Genomic DNA, 25,244 nt, shown 5'->3' with positions numbered 1-25,244 from the left:
GGTGTAATTAAGAAGTGATTTAACAAGAATAATTTGTATTGACTCGTTCTGTATAAAGAACTAAAATGACATTAATTAGGAATGTTTATATATTTAAAAAATAAAACATATTACTTTTATTTCTGTTTTTTTATGGGAATGTCAACTGGAATCTCATTGGTATTAAATGAGGGGGAGAAGTAATGAATAAGGAAATAAATTTGAAAAATCTATTTACTGTTATATGGAAAAGGGTATGGATACTACTGTTGTTTACGACTCTCACAACGGTAGGGGGAGCGATGTATAGTATGTATATGAAAACACCTTTGTATGCCTCCTCAGCAAGGGTTATTGTTCAAGCTAATGCTGAAACGATGAATACATTGAAAGCGATGGTAAATGAGCCTGTAATATTAGAAAAAGTAGCGGCTGAATTAAATATTAACAGATCTGCAGGTGCATTAAGTGGACAAATAAGTCCAGAAAGTGTACAAGGCTCTCAGATTATGAGAATAAATGTAGTGGATATTGATCCTGTACTTGCACATAAAATTGCAAATACGACAGCGGCTGTTTATAAGAAAGAAGTAGCAAATATACTAAATTTTAATAATGTGAGTATATTACCAGAAGACCCAGTTCAAAAACATTCGATGCCTATAAATATAAATCACTTTAAGACGATACTAATTGCGTTCTCTGTAGGTATGGTGCTCAGTATCGGTTTTATTTTTTTATTGGATTCATTTGATGATAGAATCAAATCGGAACGACGAATTGAACAATTGTTAGATGTCCCTGTTTTGGGTGGGATTTCTAAAATGAATAGGAAAAATACGGAAGACAAATTCAGTGAAAAAAATACAGTGGTACTGGGGGATGGAACGGAGTGGCCTACAAAAATAGACGAAAAACAAATAAAGTTAAAGGAGAAAGTATAATTGCTTATACAGCTCCAAGATCGAAAATTTCGGAGCAGTATCGTTCGATTCGAACAAACCTTCAATTATCTTCGTCTATTCATAAAAGCAGAACTATAGTTATTACTTCTCCAAGGTATGGTGAAGGAAAATCAACGATTACAGTTAATTTAGCAGTCTCAATAGCACAAAAAGGTGAAAAAGTATTGATAATAGATGCAAATTTACGAACACCCACGATTCAGGAAATGTTTGGAGTAGAAAATACAGTTGGATTAACTGATATATTGAACGGAAAAACAAATTTAGAAGGCGCTGTAAAAAAAACAGAGATGGAACGTCTTGATGTATTAACTAGCGGTCCAGTACCATTCAATCCATCTGAAGTACTTGGTTCAGATGAGATGGATATGTTAATTCAAAAGGCAATGGAACGGTATGACATCATATTATTTGATTCTTCCCCTGTATTAGAAGTAACAGATACGAGTGTATTAGTTGATAAGTGTGAAGGAGTACTTTTGGTGATCCGATACAATCGTACTGTGAGCGAAGATGCGCTTGAAACGAAAAGAGCGCTAAGTTTTACGAAAAGCAGAATATTGGGTGCGATTTTGAATAGGAAAGTATAAAGGGGATTAGAATAATAGATTTAACCTTCGTACATAAAAATGTTCGTTATAAAGAAAGAACAATAGAACTGTGATGTGGTGATGTCTCCTGACCGCTATCAATGGAGGCACTCGATTATACTGTGGGTTGTGAAAGCAACCTTAGATGCGAGTCATCAAAAGTGTAATGTGAGGGAGGGTTAGATGCCCATATTTTATTAAAGTTTCTAGCTATGTACTTTTAATAAAGAGAATATAGTTAGAAACTTTAACTTTGAAAGAGTTCAGTAAGGAATTGATTAAAGGAGGAAGTTATATGACGTATCGCCGGAGGATATCGTTATTGCTTTTAATGGATTCACTGATTGTATTAAGTGCAGTTTTTTTTAGTTATTTTTTTGTAAATGCTAGCTTTAGTGTTATCACTTTATCATCAGTTATTAGCTCTATCACTCTATTAGTTAGTCATCATTTATTTGCTTTTGTTTATAAATTGTATAAAAAAGCTTTGGAATATGCAAGTATAGGAGAGTTGCTAATTATATGCAAGGTCGTTACATTTTCAATACTTACTACAGCGGTTGTGCAGCAAATCATTATGCAAAAAATGTATTTTCGATTGTTAGTTGTAACTTGGATGATTCATATTTTATTAATTGGTGGTTCCCGCTTTATTTGGAGAATGTACAGAGATATTTATTATGTAAAGAAGGGTGATAAAAAAAGAACGTTAATTGTTGGTGCTGGATCAGCTGGGACGATGGTTGCAAGACAGTTGTTGAAGAATAATACTGCTGAATTAATGCCAGTCGCGTTTATTGATGATAATGTCAAAAAACATAATCTTGATATTTGGGGGATTCCAGTAATAGGTGGCATGGATCAAATTGATTATGTTATTAAAAAACTGAATATTGAGATAATTATTTTGGCAATTCCTTCGTTAAACAAGAGAGAGAGAAATGTTATTTTAAAAGATTGTTTAAAAACAAAAGTAAAAACTCAAATCCTTCCCATGTTAGAAGACTTAGTAACAGGTAAGGTTTCAGTAAATGAATTTAGAGATGTTCAAGTAGAAGATTTATTAGGGCGAGATCCTGTAGAGTTAGATGTGGAAATTATTTCAGATTATATAACTGAAAAAGTCATTTTAGTTACTGGTGCAGGTGGATCGATTGGTTCGGAAATTTGTAGACAAGTTGCGAAATTTAAGCCGAAAAAATTGATTTTATTAGGGCATGGAGAAAACAGTATTTATTCCATAGAAATGGAATTAAATGAAAAATATAACGATATGAGAGGCGTGTTCATTCCAGAAATCGCGGATATACAAGATGAAAAGAAGATGCATTTAATAATGAATAAACATCTTCCAAATGTTGTATATCATGCAGCCGCACATAAACATGTACCATTAATGGAGAACAATCCTGAAGAGGCTGTTAAAAATAATTTGATTGGAACTATGAATATAGCAGAGGCAGCAAGAACGCATGGAGTAGGAACGTTTGTTATGATTTCTTCCGATAAAGCGGTGAACCCGACGAGTGTTATGGGTGCAACAAAGAAATTAGCTGAGATGGTCATTCAGCACAAAGATAAAATAAGTCATACAAAGTTTGTTACAGTACGTTTTGGAAATGTATTAGGTAGCCGCGGGAGCGTCATACCTTTATTTAAGAAACAAATTCAAAATGGTGGACCAATTACAGTTACTCATCCTGATATGGTTCGTTATTTTATGACAATTCCGGAGGCATCAAGACTCGTAGTGCAAGCTGGGGCGTTAGCTAAAGGAGGAGAAATTTTTGTGCTGGATATGGGAGAGCCAGTAAAAATAGTTGATCTTGCTAAAAATCTCATTCGATTATCAGGAAACTCTTTGGATGAAATAGGAATAGAATTTACCGGTATACGCCCAGGAGAGAAGCTTTTTGAAGAATTACTAAAAGAAGATGAAATGAATGAGAAGCAAGTTCACCCGAGAATTTATGTAGGGCAAGAAATGAATGTTCGTATAGAAGAAATAGAAAAGTTAATTTTGGAATATACAGAGTTAGATGAGATGGAATTAAGAAAGCAATTGTTAAATTTAGTGAATCAGCGTAAAACTTTAAAACTATTAATACCAGTATCAGGTTAATAGCAAAAAATTCTTATAAGACGGGTGCGTGGGATGGTGTCTAAAAAAGTTCTGTTTTGTGCAACTGTGGATTATCATTTTAAAGCTTTTCATTTACCGTATTTGAAATGGTTTGCAGACCAAGGATGGGAAGTGCATGTTGCAGCGAATGGGAATATACATCTTCCGTACGTAACTCAAAAATATAATATTCCTCTTCAAAGATCACCGATTAGCGTACAAAACTTTCATGCATATAAAAAACTTACATCAATTATTCATCAAAATAAATATAATATCATTCATTGTCATACGCCTATGGGAGGAGCAATTGCTCGTCTAGCTGCTAGAAAAGTGCGGAGAGAAGGCACAAAGGTTATATATACAGCGCATGGATTTCATTTTTGTAAAGGATCATCATTCATAAATTGGCTTTTATACTATCCAACCGAAAGAATTTTAGCTACTACTACGGATTGTCTTATCACAATTAATCAAGAAGATTACAGTTTAGCAGTAAAGCATCGATTTCAGGCGGGAAGTATTAAACTCGTTCATGGTGTAGGAGTAGATATAGAACGATATATTCCTGTTAATGAAAGTGAAAAGGAGCAATTAAGACATAAAAATGGTTACAATTCTGAAGATTTTTTAATGTTTTATGCAGCTGAATTTAATAAGAACAAAAACCAAAGCTTCTTAATTCAATCATTGGCACAGTTGAAAAATGAAATTCCGCATGCGAAGCTACTACTTGCTGGTGAAGGGCCGTTAATGAAGGAATGCAAAAATATAGCGGCTCAACTAGGCGTGAGTAGTATGGTGCATTTTCTTGGTTATAGAAATGATATAGCTCCTTTGCTGCAGATGTGTGACCTAGCTGTTGCATCGAGTTACCGGGAAGGTTTACCAGTTAATGTTATGGAAGCTATGGCTTGTGGACTTCCAGTTATCGCCACGGACAATCGGGGACATAGGGAGTTAATTATTCATAATAAAAATGGTTGGATTATAGATCGTGATGATATAAAGACGATGTCTGAAAGGATAAATTCTATTTCTAAAAGTATTAAATTACAAGCTCAGTTTGGACGGTGTGGGCGTACTATTATTACAAGTAAATATTCAGTTAATGAAGTATTAAAAGAGAAAAAAGAAATTTATACAACGTATATGGATGAAATGGAGGATTTAAATTGGGCACTCCATTGAGAGTACTACATGTAGTCGTAAATATGAATAGAGGCGGAGCCGAAACTTTAATTATGAATTTGTATCGTAATATAGACCGCTCAAAAGTACAATTTGATTTTTTAACTTGTAAGGAAGGAGTGTTTGATGAAGAAATAGTAAGGTTAGGCGGGAAAATTCATAGAATTCCATATGTTACAGATGTTGGTCATAGGGGCTATATAAAGACGCTAGATAACTTCTTTAGTACCCATACGCAATATAAAATCGTTCATTCACATATGGATAAAATGAGTGGATTTGTACTTCGTTCAGCTAAAAAAGCAAGGGTGCCAGTTAGGATTGCGCACAGTCATAATACTAGTAGTGAGGGTGGTACTGCTGCAAAAATCTATAAATGGTATGCGGGAAAATCAATAGCCATGTGTGCAACACATTTGTTAGCATGTTCAAATGCTGCTGCCAGATGGCTATTTACAGATAAAGCCGATGTAGCAAGAATTTTAAAAAATGGAATTGATTGTGATAAATTTTTGTTCTGTCCAGACATGCGAAAACAAGTAAGAGAAGAATTACAAATTGAGAAAGACGCTCTTGTTATAGGTCATGTTGGAAGATTTGCTCATCAAAAAAATCATGCTTATCTTATAGAATTATTCACGCAGTTAACTCGATTTAAGCCGGATTCAATTCTTTTATTAGCTGGCGAAGGGCCGCTTCGAGTGGGAATTGAAAATAAAGTAAGGGAATTGAATATGGAGAAGCATATACGGTTTCTTGGGATACGAGACGATATAGAAAGGATACTTCAAGCATTTGATGTATTTGTTTTTCCATCCATACATGAGGGATTGCCACTCACTCTCATAGAGGCGCAAGGAGTTGGTTTGCCTTGTATTATATCGGATGCTATTACGAAAGAAGTGGACTTGGGAATGAATTTAGTTGAACATGTTCCTCTAACAGATAAATTTGCTTGGATAGAAAAAATGAAAAATATAGAAACTAGTAATTTTTCGAGGAAAACACTAGCTCAAGTAGTATTCGCAAAAGGATATGATATAAAACATACGGCTAAATTGACTCAAGATTATTATTCTGTACTTTCGAGGTGAGTAATTTGAAGAATTTAACAATTTTCACCCCTACTTATAATAGAGCGTATTGTCTTGCAAGTTGTTATGAGAGTTTAAAACGTCAAACATGTAAGGATTTTGTATGGTTAATAATAGATGATGGATCTAGTGATAACACAAAAGAATTGGTCGATAGCTGGATTGCTGAAAAATATATCAAAATTAAGTATCATTGGCAACAAAATCAAGGGATGCATGGTGCTCATAATACAGCATATGAAATGATTGATACGGAGTTAAATGTTTGTATTGATTCTGATGATTATATGCCCGATGAAGCGGTAGAAAAAATCCTTTCTTTTTGGAGTAGCTATGGAAATGAAGAAGTTAGCGGGATAATTGGATTGGATTTGTATACAAATGGACAAATAATTGGTTCAAAGTTACCAGAGAACCTTAAACACTCCACGCTTTTTGATCTTTACAACAAACATGGTGTCACAGGTGATAAAAAATTGGTCTATCGCACAGAATTGACTAAGAAATATCCATACCCAATTTTTAAAAATGAAAAATATGTAGGGTTATCATACAAATATTACATGTTAGATCAACAGTATGAGATGTTACTAATGAACGAAGCACTTTGTTATGTGGAATACATGGCTGATGGATCATCAATGAATATGCTAAACCAATATCGTAGAAACCCAAAAGGTTTTGCTTTTTATCGCAAGGAACTTATGAAATTACCATTTACTAATCGACTATTTAAGTATAGGCAAGCTATACATTATGTATCTAGTAGTTTCATATCGAGAAATAGAAGGTTTATACAAGAATCGCCATGTAAAGGACTGACACTTTGCGCACTACCATTTGGGGCTATCCTTTATAGTTACATTACAATGAAAACAAAAATGAAAGTAAACATGTAGAGACTTATGTAGTAATTAAATGAGAGGACAGAATAATGACCATACTTTGGATGAATCTTGCTATAGTATTCATGCTCGCATTTTTTGCAAGGTATTTTGCTATACCAGTGACTAATAGTCTTACATTGATAAAGCCCAATAGGCTGTTGATTATAATGGCGGCTTTATCTCTTGTGTTGGTGGCAGGGCTTCGAAATAATATTGGGGATACTTATTTTTATATGCATGCATATAAAATAACGGAGTTTAATTGGGAATATGTTCAAACTAATAAAGACATGGGCTTTAATATTTTTCAAATGGTTTTGAAAAAATATACGGATAATCCTCAAGTAATGGTTTTTACTACAGCATTGATAACAAATGTACTCATTGTAGCAACACTATATAAATATTCAAGACTAATTGAATTGAGTTTATATGTTTATATTACGTCGGGTATGTATTTAACATCAATGAATGGGATTAGGCAATATTTAGCCGCTGCAATTATTTTTGCTGCTACAAAATATATTTCTGAAGGAAAATGGAAAAAATATACAGTTATTGTATTATGTGCATCAACATTTCATGCAAGTGCATTAGTTTTAATGCCAATATACTTTTTTGTAAGAAAAAAAGCCTGGTCAGGAACGACATATTTGCTCCTTTTTTTAGCGGTATGTGTAGTAATAGGTTTTAATCAGTTTTCGGAAATTTTATTTTCGGCTATTGGAAATACTCAATATGGTCAATATAAGGAATTTCATGAAGGTGGTGCCAATATACTTAGGGTTGCTGTGAATATAGTGCCAATTATACTGGCTTACCTTGGGAAAGATAAAATGAGGGCGTTATTCCCTGAAAGTGATTATATTGTAAATATGTCTATATTAGGTCTTGTTTTTATGATTATTTCAACACAGAATTGGATATTTGCTAGATTCTCCATATATTTTGGATTGTATCAGTTAATATTAATTTCTTGGGTTGTGAAGTCATTTACAGATAAAGATCAAAAGTTGATTTATTATGCAGTTCTAGTGTGCTATTTTATTTATTTTGTATATGAACATGTAATTACTTTGGGAATTATTTATAAGAGTAATTTACTTTGATAATAAAGTGCAAAATGCTAGGAGAGGATTGTTGAATGGGGATAGATTCTAAGCCTGAACCTATAAATAAAAAGAAGGTTTTACACATTGTCAGCGCTCTGAATCGTGGGGGAGCTGAAACATTATTAATGAATATATATAGGAAAATAGATAGAAAGCAGCTTCAGTTTGATTTTGTATCCCATCGAAATGAGAAAAATGATTACGAAGATGAAATAATGGCCTTAGGTGGGAGAATATATAAGGTACCTAGTTTAGGACAAATAGGACCTTTTGCCTATGTTAAAGAACTTGTGAAAATTATGTCGGATAATCAATATGAAGTTGTACATGCACATACGGATTATCAAGGTGGTTTCGTTGCTGTAGCGGCAAAAATAGCTGGTGTAAAAAAGAGGATTTGTCATTCCCATAGTAATAATTGGCCACAAGACTCTGGAATAAAAGCAAGAGTTATCCTAAAGGTTTTGCAATCTATTATTAAATATGCTGGAACTAATTATTGTGCGTGTAGCGTTGAAGCAGCACGTTTTTTATTTGGTGAAAGGATGCTTCAAAGTCAGAGGATAGAACTGATTAAAAACGGTATAGATATTAATCAATTTACTGATATAGATGCTGGAAGTAGTGTCAGCGTAAGAAGGGAACTTAATATACCGAATACAGCAAAATTAATAGGACATATAGGAAGTTTTTCGGAGTCAAAGAATCATGTTTTTATCCTAAAAGTTTTAAAGCAAATTTTAAAAAGAGATTCAAATTTTGTTGCTATTCTAGTAGGAGATGGTCCATTAAGGATTTCTATTGAATTAAAAGCAAAGCAATTAGGGATTTTTGAAAACATTAGATTTTTGGGCGTTAGGAAGGATATTCCACGACTCATGAAGAGCTTTGATGTTTTTATTTTTCCTTCTTTGTTTGAGGGGTTTGGTATTGTAACTTTAGAAGCGCAATCTGCAGGTGTACCATGTGTTGTAGCAGATACACTACCTAATAATACTGATATGGGGTTAGGGATAATGTCATTTGTTGACTTAGATGAAGAAATTGAAATATGGTGTAAAGAAATTTATAAAGCCTTGTTAAAAGAAAGACCAGACAGGGAATTCATAATTAACAATATATCGAAATTAGGCTTTGATATTAACGATAACATTTACGAGTGGCTATCGTTATATGGAATTGTGTGCAAGGAAGAAGTAGGGTAATCTAATTTGTTTTCATTTTATATGTCTGATGTATAAGGAAAATTGGTAAGCGTAACAGCAAAATACTAATATAAAATGAAGAAGAGAAATCAATAATAGATTTTGTGAGGTATCCTATTATGAAAAAGAAAAGAATATTAATTACATCTTTTGATATGGAAATTGGTGGAGTAGAAAGAAGTTTGATTGGTTTATTAAATACAATTGATTACAGTAAGTATGATATAGATTTAATGTTATTTAAACATGAAGGAGGATTTTTCTCTTTACTACCCAAAGAGCCGAATTTATTAGAAGAATTGCAACAATATACTACTTTTAGAAAATCAATTAAACAGATATTACAAGAAGGGCATTTCTCAATTGGAATTACTAGGGTGATAGGAAAAGTCATGGGTGTTATGCATGGAAGGTTTGTAAATAGTAAAGAACCTGGATACTTTGTCATTCAATATGGATGGAGAATATCTCTTCCATTTCTTCCAAAATTGAGAGAAGAGTACGATGTTGCGATAAGTTTTTTATGGCCGCATTATTTTATAGGAGATAAAGTTCGAGCGAAAAGAAAAATTGGGTGGATTCATACTGATTATTCGAACATACAACTTAACAAAGAAATGGAATGTAAAATGTGGGGGGAAATAGATGATATCGTGGCGGTTTCTGAAAGTTGTAGAGAGACATTCCTGAATAGTCTACCTTATATTAATAAAGAGGTACAAGTGATAGAAAACATAATAGATTCTGAATTTGTTTGTGAACAATCCAATGAAGGAGATATTACTCAGGAAATATCAATAAATAGCAAGCGAATCAAGTTAATTACTGTTGCTAGACTTTCGCATGCTAAAGGAATTGATGACGCTATATATGCGCTTAGACAGTTATTAGATCAAGGGTATGATATCGAGTGGTACATAGTTGGATATGGGCCGCAAGAAGCGGAACTTAAATTGTTGATAGATAAGCTAGGACTTCAAGATAAATTTGTTTTACTAGGTAAGAAGATTAATCCGTACCCGTACATAAAAGCATGTGATATTTATGTACAACCTTCTAGGTACGAAGGGAAGGCAGTAACAGTTCGGGAAGCGCAAATTCTTAAGAAACCAGTATTAATAACTAATTTTTCAACTGCCAAAAGTCAGTTGGAGAACGGAGTAGATGGATATATTTGTCCAATGGGTATAAAGGGAATTGTCGAAGGAATAAAAAAAATGATTGATGATGTTGAATTCAGAAATGAAATTGTTAATAATGTAAGCCAAAAAAAATATGGTAATGAAATAGAAGTGGAAAAGATATATAGGTTAATTGAATTAGAATAGATTAAGCTATAAAACTAAAAAATCTTTTACTATTTATAAAAGATACTTGGGGGAATTATTTTTATGGATAATGTTTTAGTATTAGATACATCAGTAGGTTCTCTTAACAAGGGTGACGATATAATAATGAAGTGTGTAAAGCATCATCTTTCTGATATAACTAAAAATGCATATGTTTTAACATTACCTACTCATGTTTCACCTTTTCATTGGTACCAAGTAGCGAGAAAATCAAATAGGGTAAAGATTTATAGTGATGCGAAATATAAGTTTGTAGGTGGTTCGAATTTGCTAGCGATGGATATGTTTACTCATTTTCCGCAGTGGAATATAAATATATTTAATTATGGTCCTTTAAAGGGGAGTATTCTGGTTGGAGTGGGTGCAGGCAAAGGGAATAAAATAAATCCCTATACAAAAATGTTATATAGAAAAGTTTTATCACATGAATATATACATAGCGTTAGAGATGAAAGAACAAAAAAATTTTTAGAAGAAATGGGGTTTAAAGCTCTAAATACTGGTTGTGCAACTTTGTGGTCTTTTACGCCTGATTTTTGTAGGGGAATTCCGAGTGGAAAATCGGAATCGGTTGTTTTTACATTAACTCATCATTCTAAAGATCGTGAAAAAGATCAATTACTGATAGATATACTTAACAAAAGTTATGAAAATGTCTACTTTTGGATACAAGATGCTGATGATTTTGAATATTTAAAATCTTTAGAGGGTATACAAGGTATAAAAATTATATCTCCTACTATAGAGGCATATGAAAAAATCCTAAATACAGCCGTTGATTATATTGGAACGCGTTTACATGGCGGTATATTTGCTATGCGTCATAAAAAACGTGCAATAATTATCTCTATAGATGAAAGAGCTAAGGGGATGGGGGAAACGTATAATTTAAATCTGATTGATAGAGAAGATTTAAATAATCTCGAAAAAATGATAAATGCAGAGTTTATCACGGATGTTCAAGTGAATTTTGATGTAGTAAATCAATGGTTAAAACAGTTCTCTAATTAACAAATGTATTGTGATAAAAATGGCGATTTATTAGGAGGCTCAAATGAATAGTATAATTCTCGATAAAATTGTCGTAAGAAATAATAGAGTGGATTATTATTTTAGTATTAAGGGGGATTTACAAAAGTATTTTAAGACAAGTAATCATATGTTTCTTGAATATAACTATGATGTATCTGATACCCCTTTAAGTATTTTGGCTATTCCGTTTGTTGCGAATGTAGTTCCTCTTGTATGGATTACTAATTCAACAATAGTAATAAATGAATTAGATAAATCTTTTTATATTTGTTTAAATAATATAAAAAATGCATATCAAAACATGTTTCCTGGTGTGAAATTTAAAGGATCCATGGTTGTAGGAGAAATTATTGATAATGTTTATATTCCGGAACTTGAAGCGGCATCTTTATTTAGTGGTGGATTGGATGCACTTACTACATTTATAAGAATAAAAGATAAACACCCCTTGCTAGTTACTGAATATGGATGGCATGAAAATGAAATAGAGGGTAGTAAAGTATGGGAGGCAGATAAAGAAAATGCCGTAAATTTTGTAAAGGATAATGGACTAGAAAATATTTTTATACAATCTAACTATGGGACATTTATAATTGCAGGGAACATTGACCATGATTTTAGAGAAAAGTTAAACGATACATGGTGGCATGGATTGCATCATGGTCTAGCAATAATATCTGCAGCTATTCCAATAGCTTTTAAACTTAAGATAAAATGTATATATATTGCAAGTTCTAATTCCCCATTATATCAAGTTACTTGTGCATCTGATCCAACTGTGGATAATGAAATAAAATATGCATCTGGAACAGTCTTTCATGATGGATACGAACTTACTAGGCAAGAAAAGATTAAAGTTGTTGTGGACCATTATTCAGCTAGTAAAGAACCTGTTAATATCAGGGTATGTTTTAAAAATGAAGAAAATTGTTGTAAATGTGAAAAATGTTTAAGAACAATTATGGGAATTATTGCTGAAGGGAGAGACCCTCGTGAATATGGTTTTAATATTCCAAGTAATCTTTATCAGTACGTTAAAACTTCTTTAAATAATGAGGTGAAGTTTTTTACTAATACATTCATTGAAATGTATTGGAATTTAATCCAAGTGCGAATGAAACAAAATTGTGATTGTATTACAGATAAAAATTTACTAAATTGGTTTCTAGATTATGATTTCAAGGCGCAACGAAGAAAAGCGTTATTAAAATACAGGATAACAAAGTTTTTCCCGATTTTAAAGAGGAAGATTAGTGCCAAATTTAGTAGAGTGGGTACGCAAAACAATTAAAATATAGAAGGTATTACGATGAGAATACAAAACTCCTTAAAAAATATTTTATTCGGTTTGTCTGGACAAATAATTAGTATTGGTATGGGATTTGTTGTTCGAACTGTTTTTATTTTTACACTCGGTATAGAATATTTAGGTGTGGATGGGCTTTTTACAAGTATACTATTGATGTTTTCCCTAGCTAATTTAGGATTTGATACAGCTATAATATATAGTTTATATAGGCCATTAGCTGAGAAGGATATTTATAAAATACAGGCATTAATGAATTTATATCAAAAAGCATACAGATTAATAGGAGTAGTAGTTTTATTAATAGGGTTATCTCTATTGCCATTTCTTGATCATTTAGTGAATGCAGATACTACGATTAAAGACATTAACATTATCTATCTTTTATTTTTAATAAGTTCAGTGTCATCATATTATTTTGTATATAAGCAATCTATTATTATTGCTGATCAAAGTAACTATATTATTTCTAAAATACACACTTTGTTCATGATTATATCTAATGCATTACAAATTGTTTTATTAATAATTATTAGTGATTACATTGTAGTACTGGTAGCTCAATTAACATTAAAAGTAATTGAGAATGTATATATTGCAAATAAGGCAAATAAATTATATCCATTTTTAAAAGAAAAAAATAATGCGAAATTATCTAAGACAGACAGACGTGAGTTTTTTGAGAATTTGTATTCCTTGTTGCTATATAAAATTAGTGGTGTAGTAATTAATGCAACAGATAATATAGTTATATCGAAATTTATTGGGGTTATTTGGGTTGGGGTTTATTCAAATTATTTGTTGATCTTAAATACATTAAATACCTTATTAGGCTATTTGTTTTATTCTATCACTGCTAGTGTTGGAAATTTGAATGTGAAAGAAAATGCAGAAAAAAATATTTTATTTTTCGTGTAATTAACTTTTTTAATTTTTGGATATATGGATTTTGTACAGTTTGCCTTTGGAATTTGATAAATCCTTTTATAACAATCTGGTTAGGTGAGGAATATGTGTTTAATAAGTATGTATTATTTTTCATATTACTTAATTTTTTCACTTCAGGAATGCAAAATACAACTACAATGTTTAGAGAAACCACAGGTTTATTTAAAAAAGGGAAGTACAGACCTATTATAGCGGCAATTATAAATATTGTAGTTTCTATAATTCTTGCGAAACAAATAGGAATAGCAGGAGTGCTTTTAGGGACTGTTATTAGTAGATTATGTACTTACTTTTGGTATGACCCTTATATTATATTTAAAATGATTTTCAAAAAATCTGTAAAAGTATATTTTATTAGATATATTTTGTTTGTAGTGCTTGTATTATTTTCTATTATAGCAACGGATTTTATTGGTTATATTTTTCACATAAATATATTTATGGACATGGCAATACGTAGTGTTTTGTGCCTGATTATTCCAAATCTGATCTTTTGGATGGTATTTAAAGAGGTGGAAGAGTATCGATATTTCCTTAATTTAACCCAGATATTAATAAAAAAAATAAAGTCTAAAATATTAACTCGGAAATTTTCGAATAATAATTATCCATAAATTAGCATTTTTATTTTTTCCATATCACAGTAAAAAATGCTTTATTTACGGAAGAGATTTTAGGTTGTTCTGAAAATAATAGTAGGTAATAATAGGGGGGTATATATAAAGAGTATAGTGTCTTTTTAATAATATTGTAAGTTTAAATAGTATAAATAAAAGAGTATTGAAATAAAAACAGCTAGTAAGAATAGACCTTTTTAGGAAGGAGAAAGGAATTGTAAAAAGGCTTTCTAAATAATGGATCTCTAAAAACAATAAAAAGTGATATTACTTCTCTTATATCCAATCAATTTACCTTATGAAACATAAGATGTAGAAAAGCAAAAAAGAGGTGTGAATTGATGTGGAGAAGAAGGGATAATCTTGGGAATTTGAATGATTTAGATTTGGTGTCCAAGCCTCCTTTTCATAATGACATTTTAACTTATGATAGTACGCAATTAAAATGGATTCCAAAATCATTTGAAGCTACAAATCCTACAAGTATATATGTATTAGAATTAGATAGATGGGATGTTAAGAATGATGGGACTGATGCTATCAATACTTCCCAAGGTATTAATAATGCTCTAGTATGGGCGGCTCAACAAGGTTATACGGAAGTTGTGTTACCTAGAGGAATATATTTGATTGATAAACAAACACCCATCGAACCACCAAGTCATTTAACTTTGAATCTAAACGGTTCGACATTAAAAATGGAAACAAATAATTTGACTGGATATGCAATTATAAGTTTTCGTAGAAATCAAGTATATTCTAGGATAACAAATGGTATTATCCAAGGAGATAGATATACACATGATTACTCTAGTGGGGGAACACATGAGGCAGGGTACGGCATTGAATTGGGGAGTTTTACTCCACCTGCTGATGGGGGGAACAATACACGGTTTGTATCTTTAGATAATCTAGATATTTTAGATTGTACAGGAGATGCCATTACACTGAACAGTACTTTTGGGCAGATTTCACCTTTTCCTACAGCATTAGCAAGTTCATTTGAACAGGGAGCAATTAATACAACAGATGGTTCATTGGTAAGTAGTACAACAAAGATACGTTCCAATTTGCAAATTGATATGACCCAAGTGGCTATTGTAAAGTATGGTTACTTTGGATTATATGGAAATGGATTTGGAGCATTGGGTTCTGAAATAAAATGCGATTATTATGATGTCATTTTTTACACTTCAAACAATATATTTTTATCTTCAAAAACCAATGTACAATTCTTTGATGAAGTAGAAGTCCCTAATGGAGCAAGTTATGCTAAAGTTGTTTTGCATCAAGGGAATGTTCCTGCTCCTGCAAATTGTTTAATAAATGTTCGGGTACCTTCTTTTTCGCAATATACTTATATAGAAAAATGTAATTTACATGATTGCCGTAGACAAGGGATTAGTGTATGTGGGGCAAAGAATGTATATATTCGAGATAATGATATTCATCACATCGCAGGTACCAATCCACAAAGTGGACTAGATATTGAAGATGGATATGATTTAAATCAATATATATATATTGAAAGAAATAATTTTCATGATAATAAAAATTATAATATTATTGTTGTAAATGGGAAATTTATCTATATATCGAATAATTCTATTATGAATACCATTACAAATGCTTATGTTGGGTTGTCTATTAATGGTGGTGCAGATAGGGTAATCGTAACAGGGAATAATATCCGATTAACCAAGGTCTCTTTGTTAGGAGATGTTATTTTTTCCAATAATTATGTATACGGAGCGCAAGTAAATGTTCAAGGTGTATATGTAAATCGATCTATTAATATATCGGATAATGTTTTTTCTAATAGTAAAATGATTATTGATACTCCCTTTCCATATGCGGTTAAAGTTGATTCCTGTCGTTTTATAAACGATACAGATAAACTTAATTCCTTGTCATCATTGTATCAGTGGACATTAGAGCTGAAAAATGAACCGCAAACTATCTCAAATTGTATATTTGAAGGACAAGACGTTTTGTATTTAAATTATGTACCAGTAGGAACAGTTAAATCAGGATGGATATTTGAAAATATTATATTTAATAATGTTAAACCCCCAACCCTAGTTGCAGGGACGTATACAAATTGCTTTTTTAAGGATGTAACCTTTTTGGGGATAGCAAGTACAGGAAGCACTTTAGAATTAAAAGGTTGCAAGTTCTTTAGTATAGATAGAAATAACACGTTATTTACAGTGAATAACCTCAAAGCATTCAAGATGATAGATTGTCATATAGAAAAACCAAATGGTACGGTCTTGAATATTCAAAATGTATCTGATGAAATAGTGTTAAGGGGAAATACTATAAAAATTACAAATGATACTCTTCAGAGAGCTATTATTGTTTTGGATGCAGCGTTTACTGGTAAGCAAGTGATAATTCAAAATAATATTATAAATTCCACAAATTTGATGCAAGTTGGGATAGATAATAGAACAACGAGTAGTACACCTCAAGTAGTAATTCAAAATAACGTGTTAAATAATGCGAAAATTACAATTACGGGGAGGGAATTTTTACAAGGAAATATTGTTAATGGTGTAATCGATTCAAATTAATGCATGGTGATAATTAAATTTGAATAGTTTCAAAAAGTTATGAGAAATGAAGTAGAGTGGCTCTTAATAAATATGTCTATAAAGTATTATATAATGGTACATGGAAGGGTTTTGTCCAATGTAATCATTCGAAATAGTCTAATTCCTAATAGATAATATGCTTATTGACGTTTAGTTACTACTATAGAAAAGAGAAAAGCTATTATGTTTTTTATAAACATAATAGCTTTTTGTTATTACGTTAACTGCATACTAAAAAATAGTGAGTAGGAGAATGTTTTAATAATAAATGTTTTTTTATACTATTAAGCGTTGTTTATAAAATTGTTTTTGTGAATATATTTTTTGAGATTTTTACAGTGTGTAATAGTCTCTTGGATAAGCATTTGGAAAATATATTTTGCACCTATGTGTATTGCTTTCTTCTACTTATTAAGTTTTAAAGTTGTGTACTAAAGAAAATGTTTGCAGGTAATAAGTAAAGAAAAATTGAATACAATTCTTTACTTACAACTTGAAAATACTTGATTTCAACCCGTAATGAATACTTTATATATTATTTCACTTTGGAAAAGCATTTGTAATAATTTAAGATGGGGGAATGATTGGTAATGAAGAGACTGTTGGATATCTTTATTTCTTTATTATTATTAATTTGCTTTTTTTTCATTATTCTTTTAGTAGCAATTATAGTTAAAACCCAGATAGGATCACCTATTTTATTTAGACAACAACGTCCAGGGTTACATGGAAAACCCTTTTATCTTTATAAATTTCGTACGATGACCAATGAGCGAGATAATAGCGGGGAGCTCTTACCAGATTACGCTAGATTAACTAAAGTTGGAAAATTCCTGAGGAAATATAGTTTGGACGAATTACCACAATTAATAAATGTGCTAAAAGGTCAATTAAGTTTGGTGGGCCCTCGACCATTATTAATGGAATATATGCCTTTATATTCGCAAGAGCAAGCTAAAAGGCATAATGTTAAACCCGGAATCACTGGATGGGCTCAAATTAATGGAAGAAATAGTATCTCATGGGATGAGAAATTTAAATTAGATGTATGGTATGTTGAGAATCAAAGTTTTCTTTTAGATTTGAAAATTTTATATCTAACTTTTAGTAAGGTTTTAAAATCGGAAGGGATAACAAATAATAAGCATGTGACTATGCCAGTTTTTAAGGGGGGAATCGAGCATGGGGGGGAATAAAATGAATATTTTGTTTACTAGCTCTGGTAGGAGGGTCACTTTAATTAAAAAATTTAAGGAGGTATTTGAACAAGTAGGAATCAAAGGGAAAATCTTTACTGCAGACTTAAAAGAAACTGCTCCTACCATTTACTTTAGCGATAAGCATTTTATTGTTCCGCGTGTAAATGAAGAAGGGTATATAAATGAATTGTTAAAAATATGTAGATCTGAAATGATAAATCTAATAATTCCGTTAATTGATACAGAATTAATCCTTATGGCTAATAATTCGGAGGTTTTTGAAGGTATTGGTGTAAAAGTACTAGTTTCTAGTATGGAATTAAATAAAATTGCTAATAACAAAAAATACACATATAACTTTTTTGTATCTAATAATATACCAACGCCTAGAGTGTATAGTGATGAAGAGATTGGAAGAAAGGAATATCAATTTCCACTATTGATTAAACCTTATGATGGCAGTTCTAGTAAAGGTGTAACAAAAATAATGAATGAAAAGGAATTGGAATTTTTTAAGGAGTATATACCTAACGCTATGATACAAGAGTACGTTTCAGGAGAGGAATACACTATAGATGTCATGGTAGATTTCTATGGGAATATAAAAACGATCGTTCCTAGATTGCGTATAGAGACACGAGCAGGTGAGGTAAGTAAAGGTATAACCAAGAAAGATTTTGACATTATCCAAGCAGCAGAAACTGTAATAAAAGCTCTTCCTAATCCTATTGGATGTATTACTTTACAATGTTTTAAAAAGAAGGATGGACAAATTACATTTATTGAAATAAATCCTCGTTTTGGTGGAGGAATTCCATTATCCATAGAAGCTGGAGCGAATTTTCCACTTTGGACAATTAAAATGTGTCAGGGAGATGTTTTTACAGATAGAGACTTTAATTGGAGAGAAAATTTAACAATGCTTAGATATGATGAAGCGGTTTTTATGGAGAGTATTTAATATGGTGATTCAAGCAATTGTTTTTGATATGGATGATACTTTATATAAAGAGAAAGATTATGTCGTAAGTGGCTTTAAAGCAGTGGATGATTGGATTAAAGATAACTATGGAAAAATTGGTTTTTATAATATCGCAATTCGATTATTCAATTCAGGTGAAAGAAAGTTTGTGTTTAATAAAACACTTAAAAAGTTAGACATTGATTATGATGAAAAATTGATTAGTAATTTGATAGAACAGTATAGGTTCCATAAACCAGATATCCAATTGTTGGATGAAGCGGATTGGGTACTAAATAATTTGGTTAATACCGTTAAAATAGGACTTATTTCAGATGGATATTTAGTTGCTCAAGAAAGAAAAATAAATGCATTAAAGTTAAAAGAGAGGGTTCATTCAATAATTCTCACTGATAAGCTAGGAAAAGAATGTTGGAAACCAAGCAAAATTCCTTATGAAAAAATAAGTAAGGAATTACAGGTGCCTCATGAGCAATGTGTCTATATAGGAGATAATTTAAGTAAGGATTTTATAACGGCCAAGAAATTGAAATGGTTAACGATCCATATTAGTAGAGAAGATGGAATTTACCATAATCTTATAGTTGAGCAAGCTTATAAAGCACATTATACAATTGATAATTTAAGGAGATTATCTGATATATCTGTATTAAAGCATATGTTTTTAGATACATAGTATTTAAATATGTATAAAGGATGTGTTTACATGCACACAGTTCAGCATAAAAAGCGAATTTACCTTTCCTCTCCGCACATGAGTGGGAATGAACAAAAATATATCCAAAATGCATTTGATACAAACTGGGTTGCTCCTCTTGGGCCAAATGTCGATGGATTTGAACGAGAACTTGCATCTTTTGTAGGAGTTAGGGGAGGTACTGCAGTTAGTTCAGGTACTGCTGCTATTCATTTAGCTTTGCAGTTATTAGGTATTCAAAAGGGAGATACAGTATTTTGTTCCAGTTTTACTTTTGTAGCGAGTGCAAATCCGATTGTTTATTTGGGAGCGGAACCGGTATTTATTGACTCAGAACCGGAAACCTGGAATATGTCACCGAGTGCATTGGCACATGCATTATATGAAGCTAATAAAATGGGGAATTTGCCTAAGGCTATCATTCTTGTTCATTTATATGGTCAGAGTGCTAAACTAGATGAAATTCTCTCACTTTGTCATCAATATAATGTTCCTATAGTTGAGGATGCAGCAGAATCTCTTGGATCTACATATAAAGGAAAAGCAAGCGGTACATTCGGAAAATTTGGTGTTTATTCATTTAATGGAAATAAAATTATTACAACTTCAGGTGGTGGAATGCTAGTTTCTAATGATGTAGAAGCATTGGAAAGAGCGAGATTTTTAGCGACACAAGCAAAGGATCCAGCTCCACATTATGAGCATAGTGAGATAGGGTATAATTATCGACTAAGTAATATTTTAGCTGGTATTGGTAGAGGACAATTAGAAGTGTTAGAAGATAGGGTGAGAGCTAGAAGATTTGTATATAAACGGTATTACGAAGCGCTATCTCACATGCCAGGGTTTTATTTTATGCCTGAATTAGAACATACTCGCCCAAATCGTTGGCTTACTACATTGACAATTGATGAAAAGGAATCTGGGATTTCTATTGGGAAATTGTTGAGAATTTTAGCAGAAGAGAACATTGAAGCGCGTCCTATGTGGAAGCCACTTCATATGCAGTCGCTCTTTAAAGAGAAGAAGTATTATCCGCATAGCAAAAATGAAGATGTGTCGCAGTACCTATTTCAAAGTGGAATTTGTTTGCCTTCAGGATCTAATATGTTAGCAGAAGATCAACAAAGGGTAATTCAAAGCATTTTAAAAGTTGTAGAATGGAAGAATTAAAAGAAAAGTAAGTGAAAATGGAATTTGAATTAGATTTGTATACGTACCACTAATTGTTCTTTATAATGAATCCTTTCTAGTGTTCAGTTTCAATTTACATAAAAAAAGGGAGGAGTATAGATTTGAAAATGTCTATAATATATAAGTCTGAAAGTAAATTAAAGCATGTAATTGAGAAAGTAATAAAAATAAATAATTTCGTTCTTTAAAAAGAATGATAAAGGGGTATGTTTAACGAATTTAATATGTAAATAGTAATTGTAGTAACTTTTCATATATTAGGAGGAAGAAATGAGCGCTATAACTGGCATTATTCACTTTAATAATGAACCTATATCAATTGAACATGGCACACGATTAATGAGTGAATTACAAAAGTACCCTGCTGACGATATTCAAATATGGCATAAAGAAAATGCTTTTCTAGGATGTCATGCACAATGGATTACACCAGAGTCAGTTGGTGAACAATTACCCTTTTATAATTATGAAAAGCAATTGGCAATTACAGCAGATGCTATTATTGATAATCGTGATGAGTTATTTGAAAAATTACAAGTGGATTATTCGGATAGAAAAAACATGACAGATAGTGAGTTGATTTTACTCTCTTATCAGAAATGGGGGGAATCGGCTCCGAAATATTTGGTAGGCGATTTTGCTTTTATGATTTGGGATGAGAAAAAACAAATTCTTTTTGGTGCCAGAGATTTTTCAGGAAGTCGGACTCTTTATTTTTATCGTGGTGAGGAAAAATTTGCTTTTTGTACCATTATAAATCCGTTATTTACTCTACCGTATATTGAGAAAAAATTGAATGAGCAGTGGCTTGCTGAATTTTTAGCTATACCTGTAAATTTCGAATCGGTAGATCCACAGTTAACAGTTTACAAATATATAGAACAAGTGCCTCCATCACACACTATTTTGGTAAAGGAAGGCGAAGTGAAGTTTTCACGATACTATACACCAACTGTTGGGAAAATGCTTAATTTAAAATCAAATGAAGAGTATGAAGAGGCGTTTCGAGAGGTGTATAAAAGTGCAGTGAAGGCACGTTTGCGAACACACCACCAAGTCGGAGCCCATTTGAGTGGAGGGTTAGACTCAGGTTCTGTCGTTAGTTTTGCTGCAAGGGATTTACGGACTGAAAATAAAAAATTACATACGTATAGTTATGTTCCAGTAGAAGGATTTGAAGATTGGACACACAAAGGTAGGATAGCTGACGAAAGACCATTTATTCAATCGACTGTAGAGCATGTAGGGAATATACAGGATTATTATTTAGAATTGCCAGAGAGAAGCCCACTATCGGAAATTGATGATTGGCTGGAAACAATGGAGATGCCATATAAATTTTTTGAGAATACTTTTTGGTTGAGTGGAGTTTATGAAAAAGCAGCTCAGCAGGGAATAGGAGTACTTCTTAGTGGTCAAAGAGGTAATTGGACAGTATCATGGGGACCTATTTTAGATTACCAGGCAATGTTATTGAAAAAGCTACATTGGATTCGTTTTTATCGTGAACTATATTTATATAGTAGAAATATAGGAGTAAAAAAATCACGTGTTTTTGAAGTGGTAAGAAGAAAGGCATTTCCATTTTTGCATCAGTTACTTTTTTCAGGAAAACAAGATGCAAATTCCGTAATAATTAATCCGGAATTTGCAAGGGAAATGAATGTTTTTGACAGACTTAGAGAACAAGAAATCGATATAACAGGCACCTCTATTTCTAATGCATATGACATGAAAAGAGAACAGTTTGAAAAACCATATTATTGGAGCATAAATGGCACGTATGAAACGAAATTATCATTACGTTATGCCTTATGGGATCGTGATCCCACAAATGACTTACGATTGATTCAATTTTGTTTATCAGTCCCAGAAGAACAGTATGTTCAAAATGGTTTAGATAGAGCCCTGATCCGGAGAGCCACAAAGAGCTTCCTTCCTGATAAAGTACGATTGAATCAACGGGTTCGCGGTATTCAAGGTGCAGATGGTGTTTACCGTATGGCTCCTTTTTGGAATGAATTTATTGAGGAAGTTGAAGAACTTAGTGTAGATCCAGTTATCTCTGAATTTCTAAATGTAGAGGTAATTAAGAAAGCTATCTCAAAAATTTGTAAAGAACCTCGACCAGAATATGCATTTGATTTAGATTTTAGAGTTTTAATGCGCAGCTTAATCTTTTATCGATTTATAAAAAAAGCAATATGAAAGGAGGTGATACGTATGAAAAAGGAATGGAAACAACCTGTATTAGAAGTACTTAATATTAATATGACTATGGCTGGGCCTGGGCATAAATATCCAGATGCTGTTCAACCTGACCCAGATGACCCAGTGAAGTACAGTTAAGTCACTGGAAAAATAAAGCTCTTATATAGCTTTATTATATAAGAGCTTTCAAAAAATTGACAATGTGGGGGATAGGATGTTTGATTCTGTGGGGAATGTGTTATATCAAGCCTTCGGGTTAAAAATAGTAAGTGAAATTCCATTACCCGAATTGTCTCAGCTGAATGAAAAAAAAGAGATGGCAGATGTTCAAGTTGAAATAACGGATTTGTCAGAACAGTGGAGTAAATATAGCGTAGAAAAGCAAAAAACAATTGTAGTGGAGGATGATGTAGTTATGTTTCATGTTCCTCAAACTGCAATATTTTCTGTACAAGCCGGCGAGAAAATCACCTTTTCACCTATGGCAGACGCAGAAGAAGATAAAATTCGCCTATATATTCTGGGCACTTGTATGGGGGCGCTTTTAATGCAACGTAAAACACTCCCATTGCATGGGAGTGTAATTGCCATAGATGGAAAAGCGTATGCATTAATTGGTGATTCAGGGGCTGGAAAATCAACGTTAGCCTCGGCTTTTTTGAATAAAGGATATCAGCTTTTAAGTGATGATGTAGTTGCCGTGTCTCTTTTGAATAAAAATACTGCAATAGTTCATCCTTCTTACGCACAACAAAAATTATGGCAAGAGAGCATAAATGAGTTAGGAATGGAAGTAGCGCAATTTAGCGCTTTATTTGAAAGAGAAACGAAGTATGCTGTTCCTGTTAATTATCAATTTTTTCCAGAACCATTACCTCTTGCTGGTGTTATTGAATTAGTAAAAACACAGGGAGAAGATATTGAGATGACCCGTATAGAAGGGCTCGCACGCTTGTATAAATTATACCGTCATACTTTTAGGAGTTCTTTGATTTCTAAATTAGGATTGATGGAATGGCATTTTGAAACTTCAACTCATATTGCAAGTGGAATGGAAATGTTTCAAGTAAGTCGCCCGACTTCAAGATTTACAGCTCATGAGCTTGTGGAAGTTATTTTAAATACTATACAGAAAGGGAGTATGGTTGATGGTTGTCCACTCGAGAAAAATATCATTAAAACATAACGTTGTCCAAAGTAAAGGTAATATAGTAAGCGATATGGATGGGGAAAAAGTTATGTTAAATGTCCAGAAAGGAAATTACTATAACTTAGGTGAAATAGGCGGAGAAATATGGGAGCTTATTGAAAAGCCAATAATAATTAATCAGCTTGTTACTATGCTAGTATCCAACTATGATATTGAACGAAAAGATTGTGAAGAGCAAGTTCTTACCTTTTTAGAGTGTTTATTTCAAGAAGGGTTAATTCAAATAAAAGATCAGCCTAATAGATAGATTTATAATTTCAATAGAACTGTTAGGAAGGGATTAATGAATATTGTGAAAAGGTTAAGGGTATTTTTATTGCTGAACATGGAAACAAAGCTTTTATTTTTAGAGGCTTTTATTTTTTTAGGATGGGCGCGTGTACTAAAAAGTATTACCTTTTCCAAAGTTGCACCTTCTTTAGGGGATTACATGAACGAAACATCAGTTGCTCAAATTCAGCAACACGAGGATACACTAAAGGAGGTGTCCGAAGCAATTTCTATTATGAGTCGTTATACTTTTTGGGAAAGTCAATGTCTCGTTAAAGCGATAGCTGGGATGAAAATGCTTGAAAAACGTGACATTGAGAGTACTCTTTATTTAGGAACTGCTAAGGATAATAGTGGGGCACTAATTGCACATGCATGGTTACGTAGCGGTTCTTTTTATGTTACTGGATTGGAAGGAATGGAGAAATTCACTGTCGTTGGATCATTTGCAAAGAGGCTAAGTGAGAACACTATTAAAGGAGAGTAA

The 25,244-nt window shown here is 32.3% G+C and carries 21 protein-coding genes and 1 pseudogene; all 22 read left to right on the top strand.

Going from position 1 to position 25,244, the window contains the following annotated elements; all coding sequences use genetic code 11:
• Positions 1 to 182: 182 nt before the first annotated feature.
• On the top strand, positions 183 to 923 hold the full coding sequence (locus tag DPQ31_RS18310; protein WP_097953739.1) for a YveK family protein: 741 nt from the start codon (positions 183 to 185) through the stop codon (positions 921 to 923).
• Entirely contained in the window at positions 872 to 1,534 is a 663-nt protein-coding gene (locus DPQ31_RS18305) for a CpsD/CapB family tyrosine-protein kinase (RefSeq protein WP_097958488.1), read from the top strand. Before DPQ31_RS18310 ends, DPQ31_RS18305 begins: the two co-directional genes overlap by 52 nt.
• A gap of 295 nt (positions 1,535 to 1,829) precedes the next feature.
• Positions 1,830 to 3,656, top strand: a complete 1,827-nt coding sequence (locus DPQ31_RS18300) for a polysaccharide biosynthesis protein (protein ID WP_208730839.1) — start codon at positions 1,830 to 1,832, stop codon at positions 3,654 to 3,656.
• 33 nt (positions 3,657 to 3,689) lie between these two features.
• Positions 3,690 to 4,847 (top strand): glycosyltransferase family 4 protein, encoded by a 1,158-nt coding sequence (locus DPQ31_RS18295; protein ID WP_098821731.1) that lies wholly within the window; start codon positions 3,690 to 3,692, stop codon positions 4,845 to 4,847.
• Positions 4,832 to 5,941 carry a glycosyltransferase family 1 protein gene (locus DPQ31_RS18290; protein WP_098821730.1) on the top strand — a complete coding sequence of 370 codons (1,110 nt, stop codon included), beginning with the start codon at positions 4,832 to 4,834 and terminating at the stop codon, positions 5,939 to 5,941. Before DPQ31_RS18295 ends, DPQ31_RS18290 begins: the two co-directional genes overlap by 16 nt.
• Positions 5,942 to 5,946: 5 nt before the next feature.
• Complete coding sequence (locus DPQ31_RS18285) at positions 5,947 to 6,840, top strand: glycosyltransferase family 2 protein (protein ID WP_098821729.1); 894 nt, start codon at positions 5,947 to 5,949, stop codon at positions 6,838 to 6,840.
• 35 nt (positions 6,841 to 6,875) lie between these two features.
• A complete protein-coding gene (locus DPQ31_RS18280; RefSeq protein WP_000154275.1) occupies positions 6,876 to 7,937 on the top strand; it encodes an EpsG family protein in 1,062 nt (353 codons plus the stop codon).
• Positions 7,938 to 7,972: 35 nt separating this feature from the next.
• Entirely contained in the window at positions 7,973 to 9,145 is a 1,173-nt protein-coding gene (locus DPQ31_RS18275) for a glycosyltransferase family 1 protein (protein WP_087968894.1), read from the top strand.
• A 119-nt stretch (positions 9,146 to 9,264) separates the two neighbouring features.
• Positions 9,265 to 10,473 (top strand): glycosyltransferase, encoded by a 1,209-nt coding sequence (locus tag DPQ31_RS18270; RefSeq protein WP_097958479.1) that lies wholly within the window; start codon positions 9,265 to 9,267, stop codon positions 10,471 to 10,473.
• Positions 10,474 to 10,536: 63 nt separating this feature from the next.
• Positions 10,537 to 11,505, top strand: coding sequence for a polysaccharide pyruvyl transferase family protein (locus DPQ31_RS18265; RefSeq protein WP_000370972.1), 969 nt, complete (start codon positions 10,537 to 10,539; stop codon positions 11,503 to 11,505).
• 43 nt (positions 11,506 to 11,548) lie between these two features.
• The gene (locus tag DPQ31_RS18260) at positions 11,549 to 12,817 is read left to right on the top strand and encodes a hypothetical protein (RefSeq protein ID WP_001084458.1); all 1,269 of its coding nucleotides are present in this window, start codon (positions 11,549 to 11,551) and stop codon (positions 12,815 to 12,817) included.
• Positions 12,818 to 12,835: 18 nt separating this feature from the next.
• Positions 12,836 to 14,394, top strand: a pseudogene (locus tag DPQ31_RS18255) (lipopolysaccharide biosynthesis protein).
• 344 nt (positions 14,395 to 14,738) lie between these two features.
• Positions 14,739 to 16,973 (top strand): right-handed parallel beta-helix repeat-containing protein, encoded by a 2,235-nt coding sequence (locus DPQ31_RS18250; RefSeq protein ID WP_098821727.1) that lies wholly within the window; start codon positions 14,739 to 14,741, stop codon positions 16,971 to 16,973.
• Positions 16,974 to 17,584: 611 nt separating this feature from the next.
• Entirely contained in the window at positions 17,585 to 18,190 is a 606-nt protein-coding gene (locus DPQ31_RS18245; RefSeq protein WP_000825901.1) for a sugar transferase, read from the top strand.
• Complete coding sequence (locus DPQ31_RS18240) at positions 18,177 to 19,154, top strand: ATP-grasp domain-containing protein (protein WP_000509382.1); 978 nt, start codon at positions 18,177 to 18,179, stop codon at positions 19,152 to 19,154. Before DPQ31_RS18245 ends, DPQ31_RS18240 begins: the two co-directional genes overlap by 14 nt.
• Position 19,155: 1 nt before the next feature.
• Entirely contained in the window at positions 19,156 to 19,851 is a 696-nt protein-coding gene (locus DPQ31_RS18235) for an HAD family hydrolase (RefSeq protein ID WP_016108923.1), read from the top strand.
• 30 nt (positions 19,852 to 19,881) lie between these two features.
• Entirely contained in the window at positions 19,882 to 21,045 is a 1,164-nt protein-coding gene (locus DPQ31_RS18230) for an aminotransferase class I/II-fold pyridoxal phosphate-dependent enzyme (protein ID WP_097958477.1), read from the top strand.
• A 291-nt stretch (positions 21,046 to 21,336) separates the two neighbouring features.
• A complete protein-coding gene (locus DPQ31_RS18225; protein WP_097958475.1) occupies positions 21,337 to 23,274 on the top strand; it encodes an asparagine synthase-related protein in 1,938 nt (645 codons plus the stop codon).
• 15 nt (positions 23,275 to 23,289) lie between these two features.
• Positions 23,290 to 23,415 carry a paeninodin family lasso peptide gene (locus DPQ31_RS18220; protein WP_000712621.1) on the top strand — a complete coding sequence of 42 codons (126 nt, stop codon included), beginning with the start codon at positions 23,290 to 23,292 and terminating at the stop codon, positions 23,413 to 23,415.
• 76 nt (positions 23,416 to 23,491) lie between these two features.
• Complete coding sequence (locus DPQ31_RS18215; RefSeq protein ID WP_208730837.1) at positions 23,492 to 24,463, top strand: aldolase; 972 nt, start codon at positions 23,492 to 23,494, stop codon at positions 24,461 to 24,463.
• The gene (locus DPQ31_RS18210; RefSeq protein ID WP_097958472.1) at positions 24,426 to 24,734 is read left to right on the top strand and encodes a lasso peptide biosynthesis PqqD family chaperone; all 309 of its coding nucleotides are present in this window, start codon (positions 24,426 to 24,428) and stop codon (positions 24,732 to 24,734) included. The genes DPQ31_RS18215 and DPQ31_RS18210 overlap by 38 nt, the downstream gene beginning before the upstream one ends.
• 36 nt (positions 24,735 to 24,770) lie before the next feature.
• Positions 24,771 to 25,244: a lasso peptide biosynthesis B2 protein gene (locus DPQ31_RS18205; protein WP_208730835.1), complete on the top strand. Its 474-nt coding sequence runs from the start codon at positions 24,771 to 24,773 to the stop codon at positions 25,242 to 25,244.

The sequence above is a fragment of the Bacillus sp. COPE52 genome, from assembly GCF_003355115.1.
GTDB classification, from domain to species: domain Bacteria; phylum Bacillota; class Bacilli; order Bacillales; family Bacillaceae_G; genus Bacillus_A; species Bacillus_A toyonensis.
This window is presented reverse-complemented; position numbering and strand designations above follow the sequence as displayed.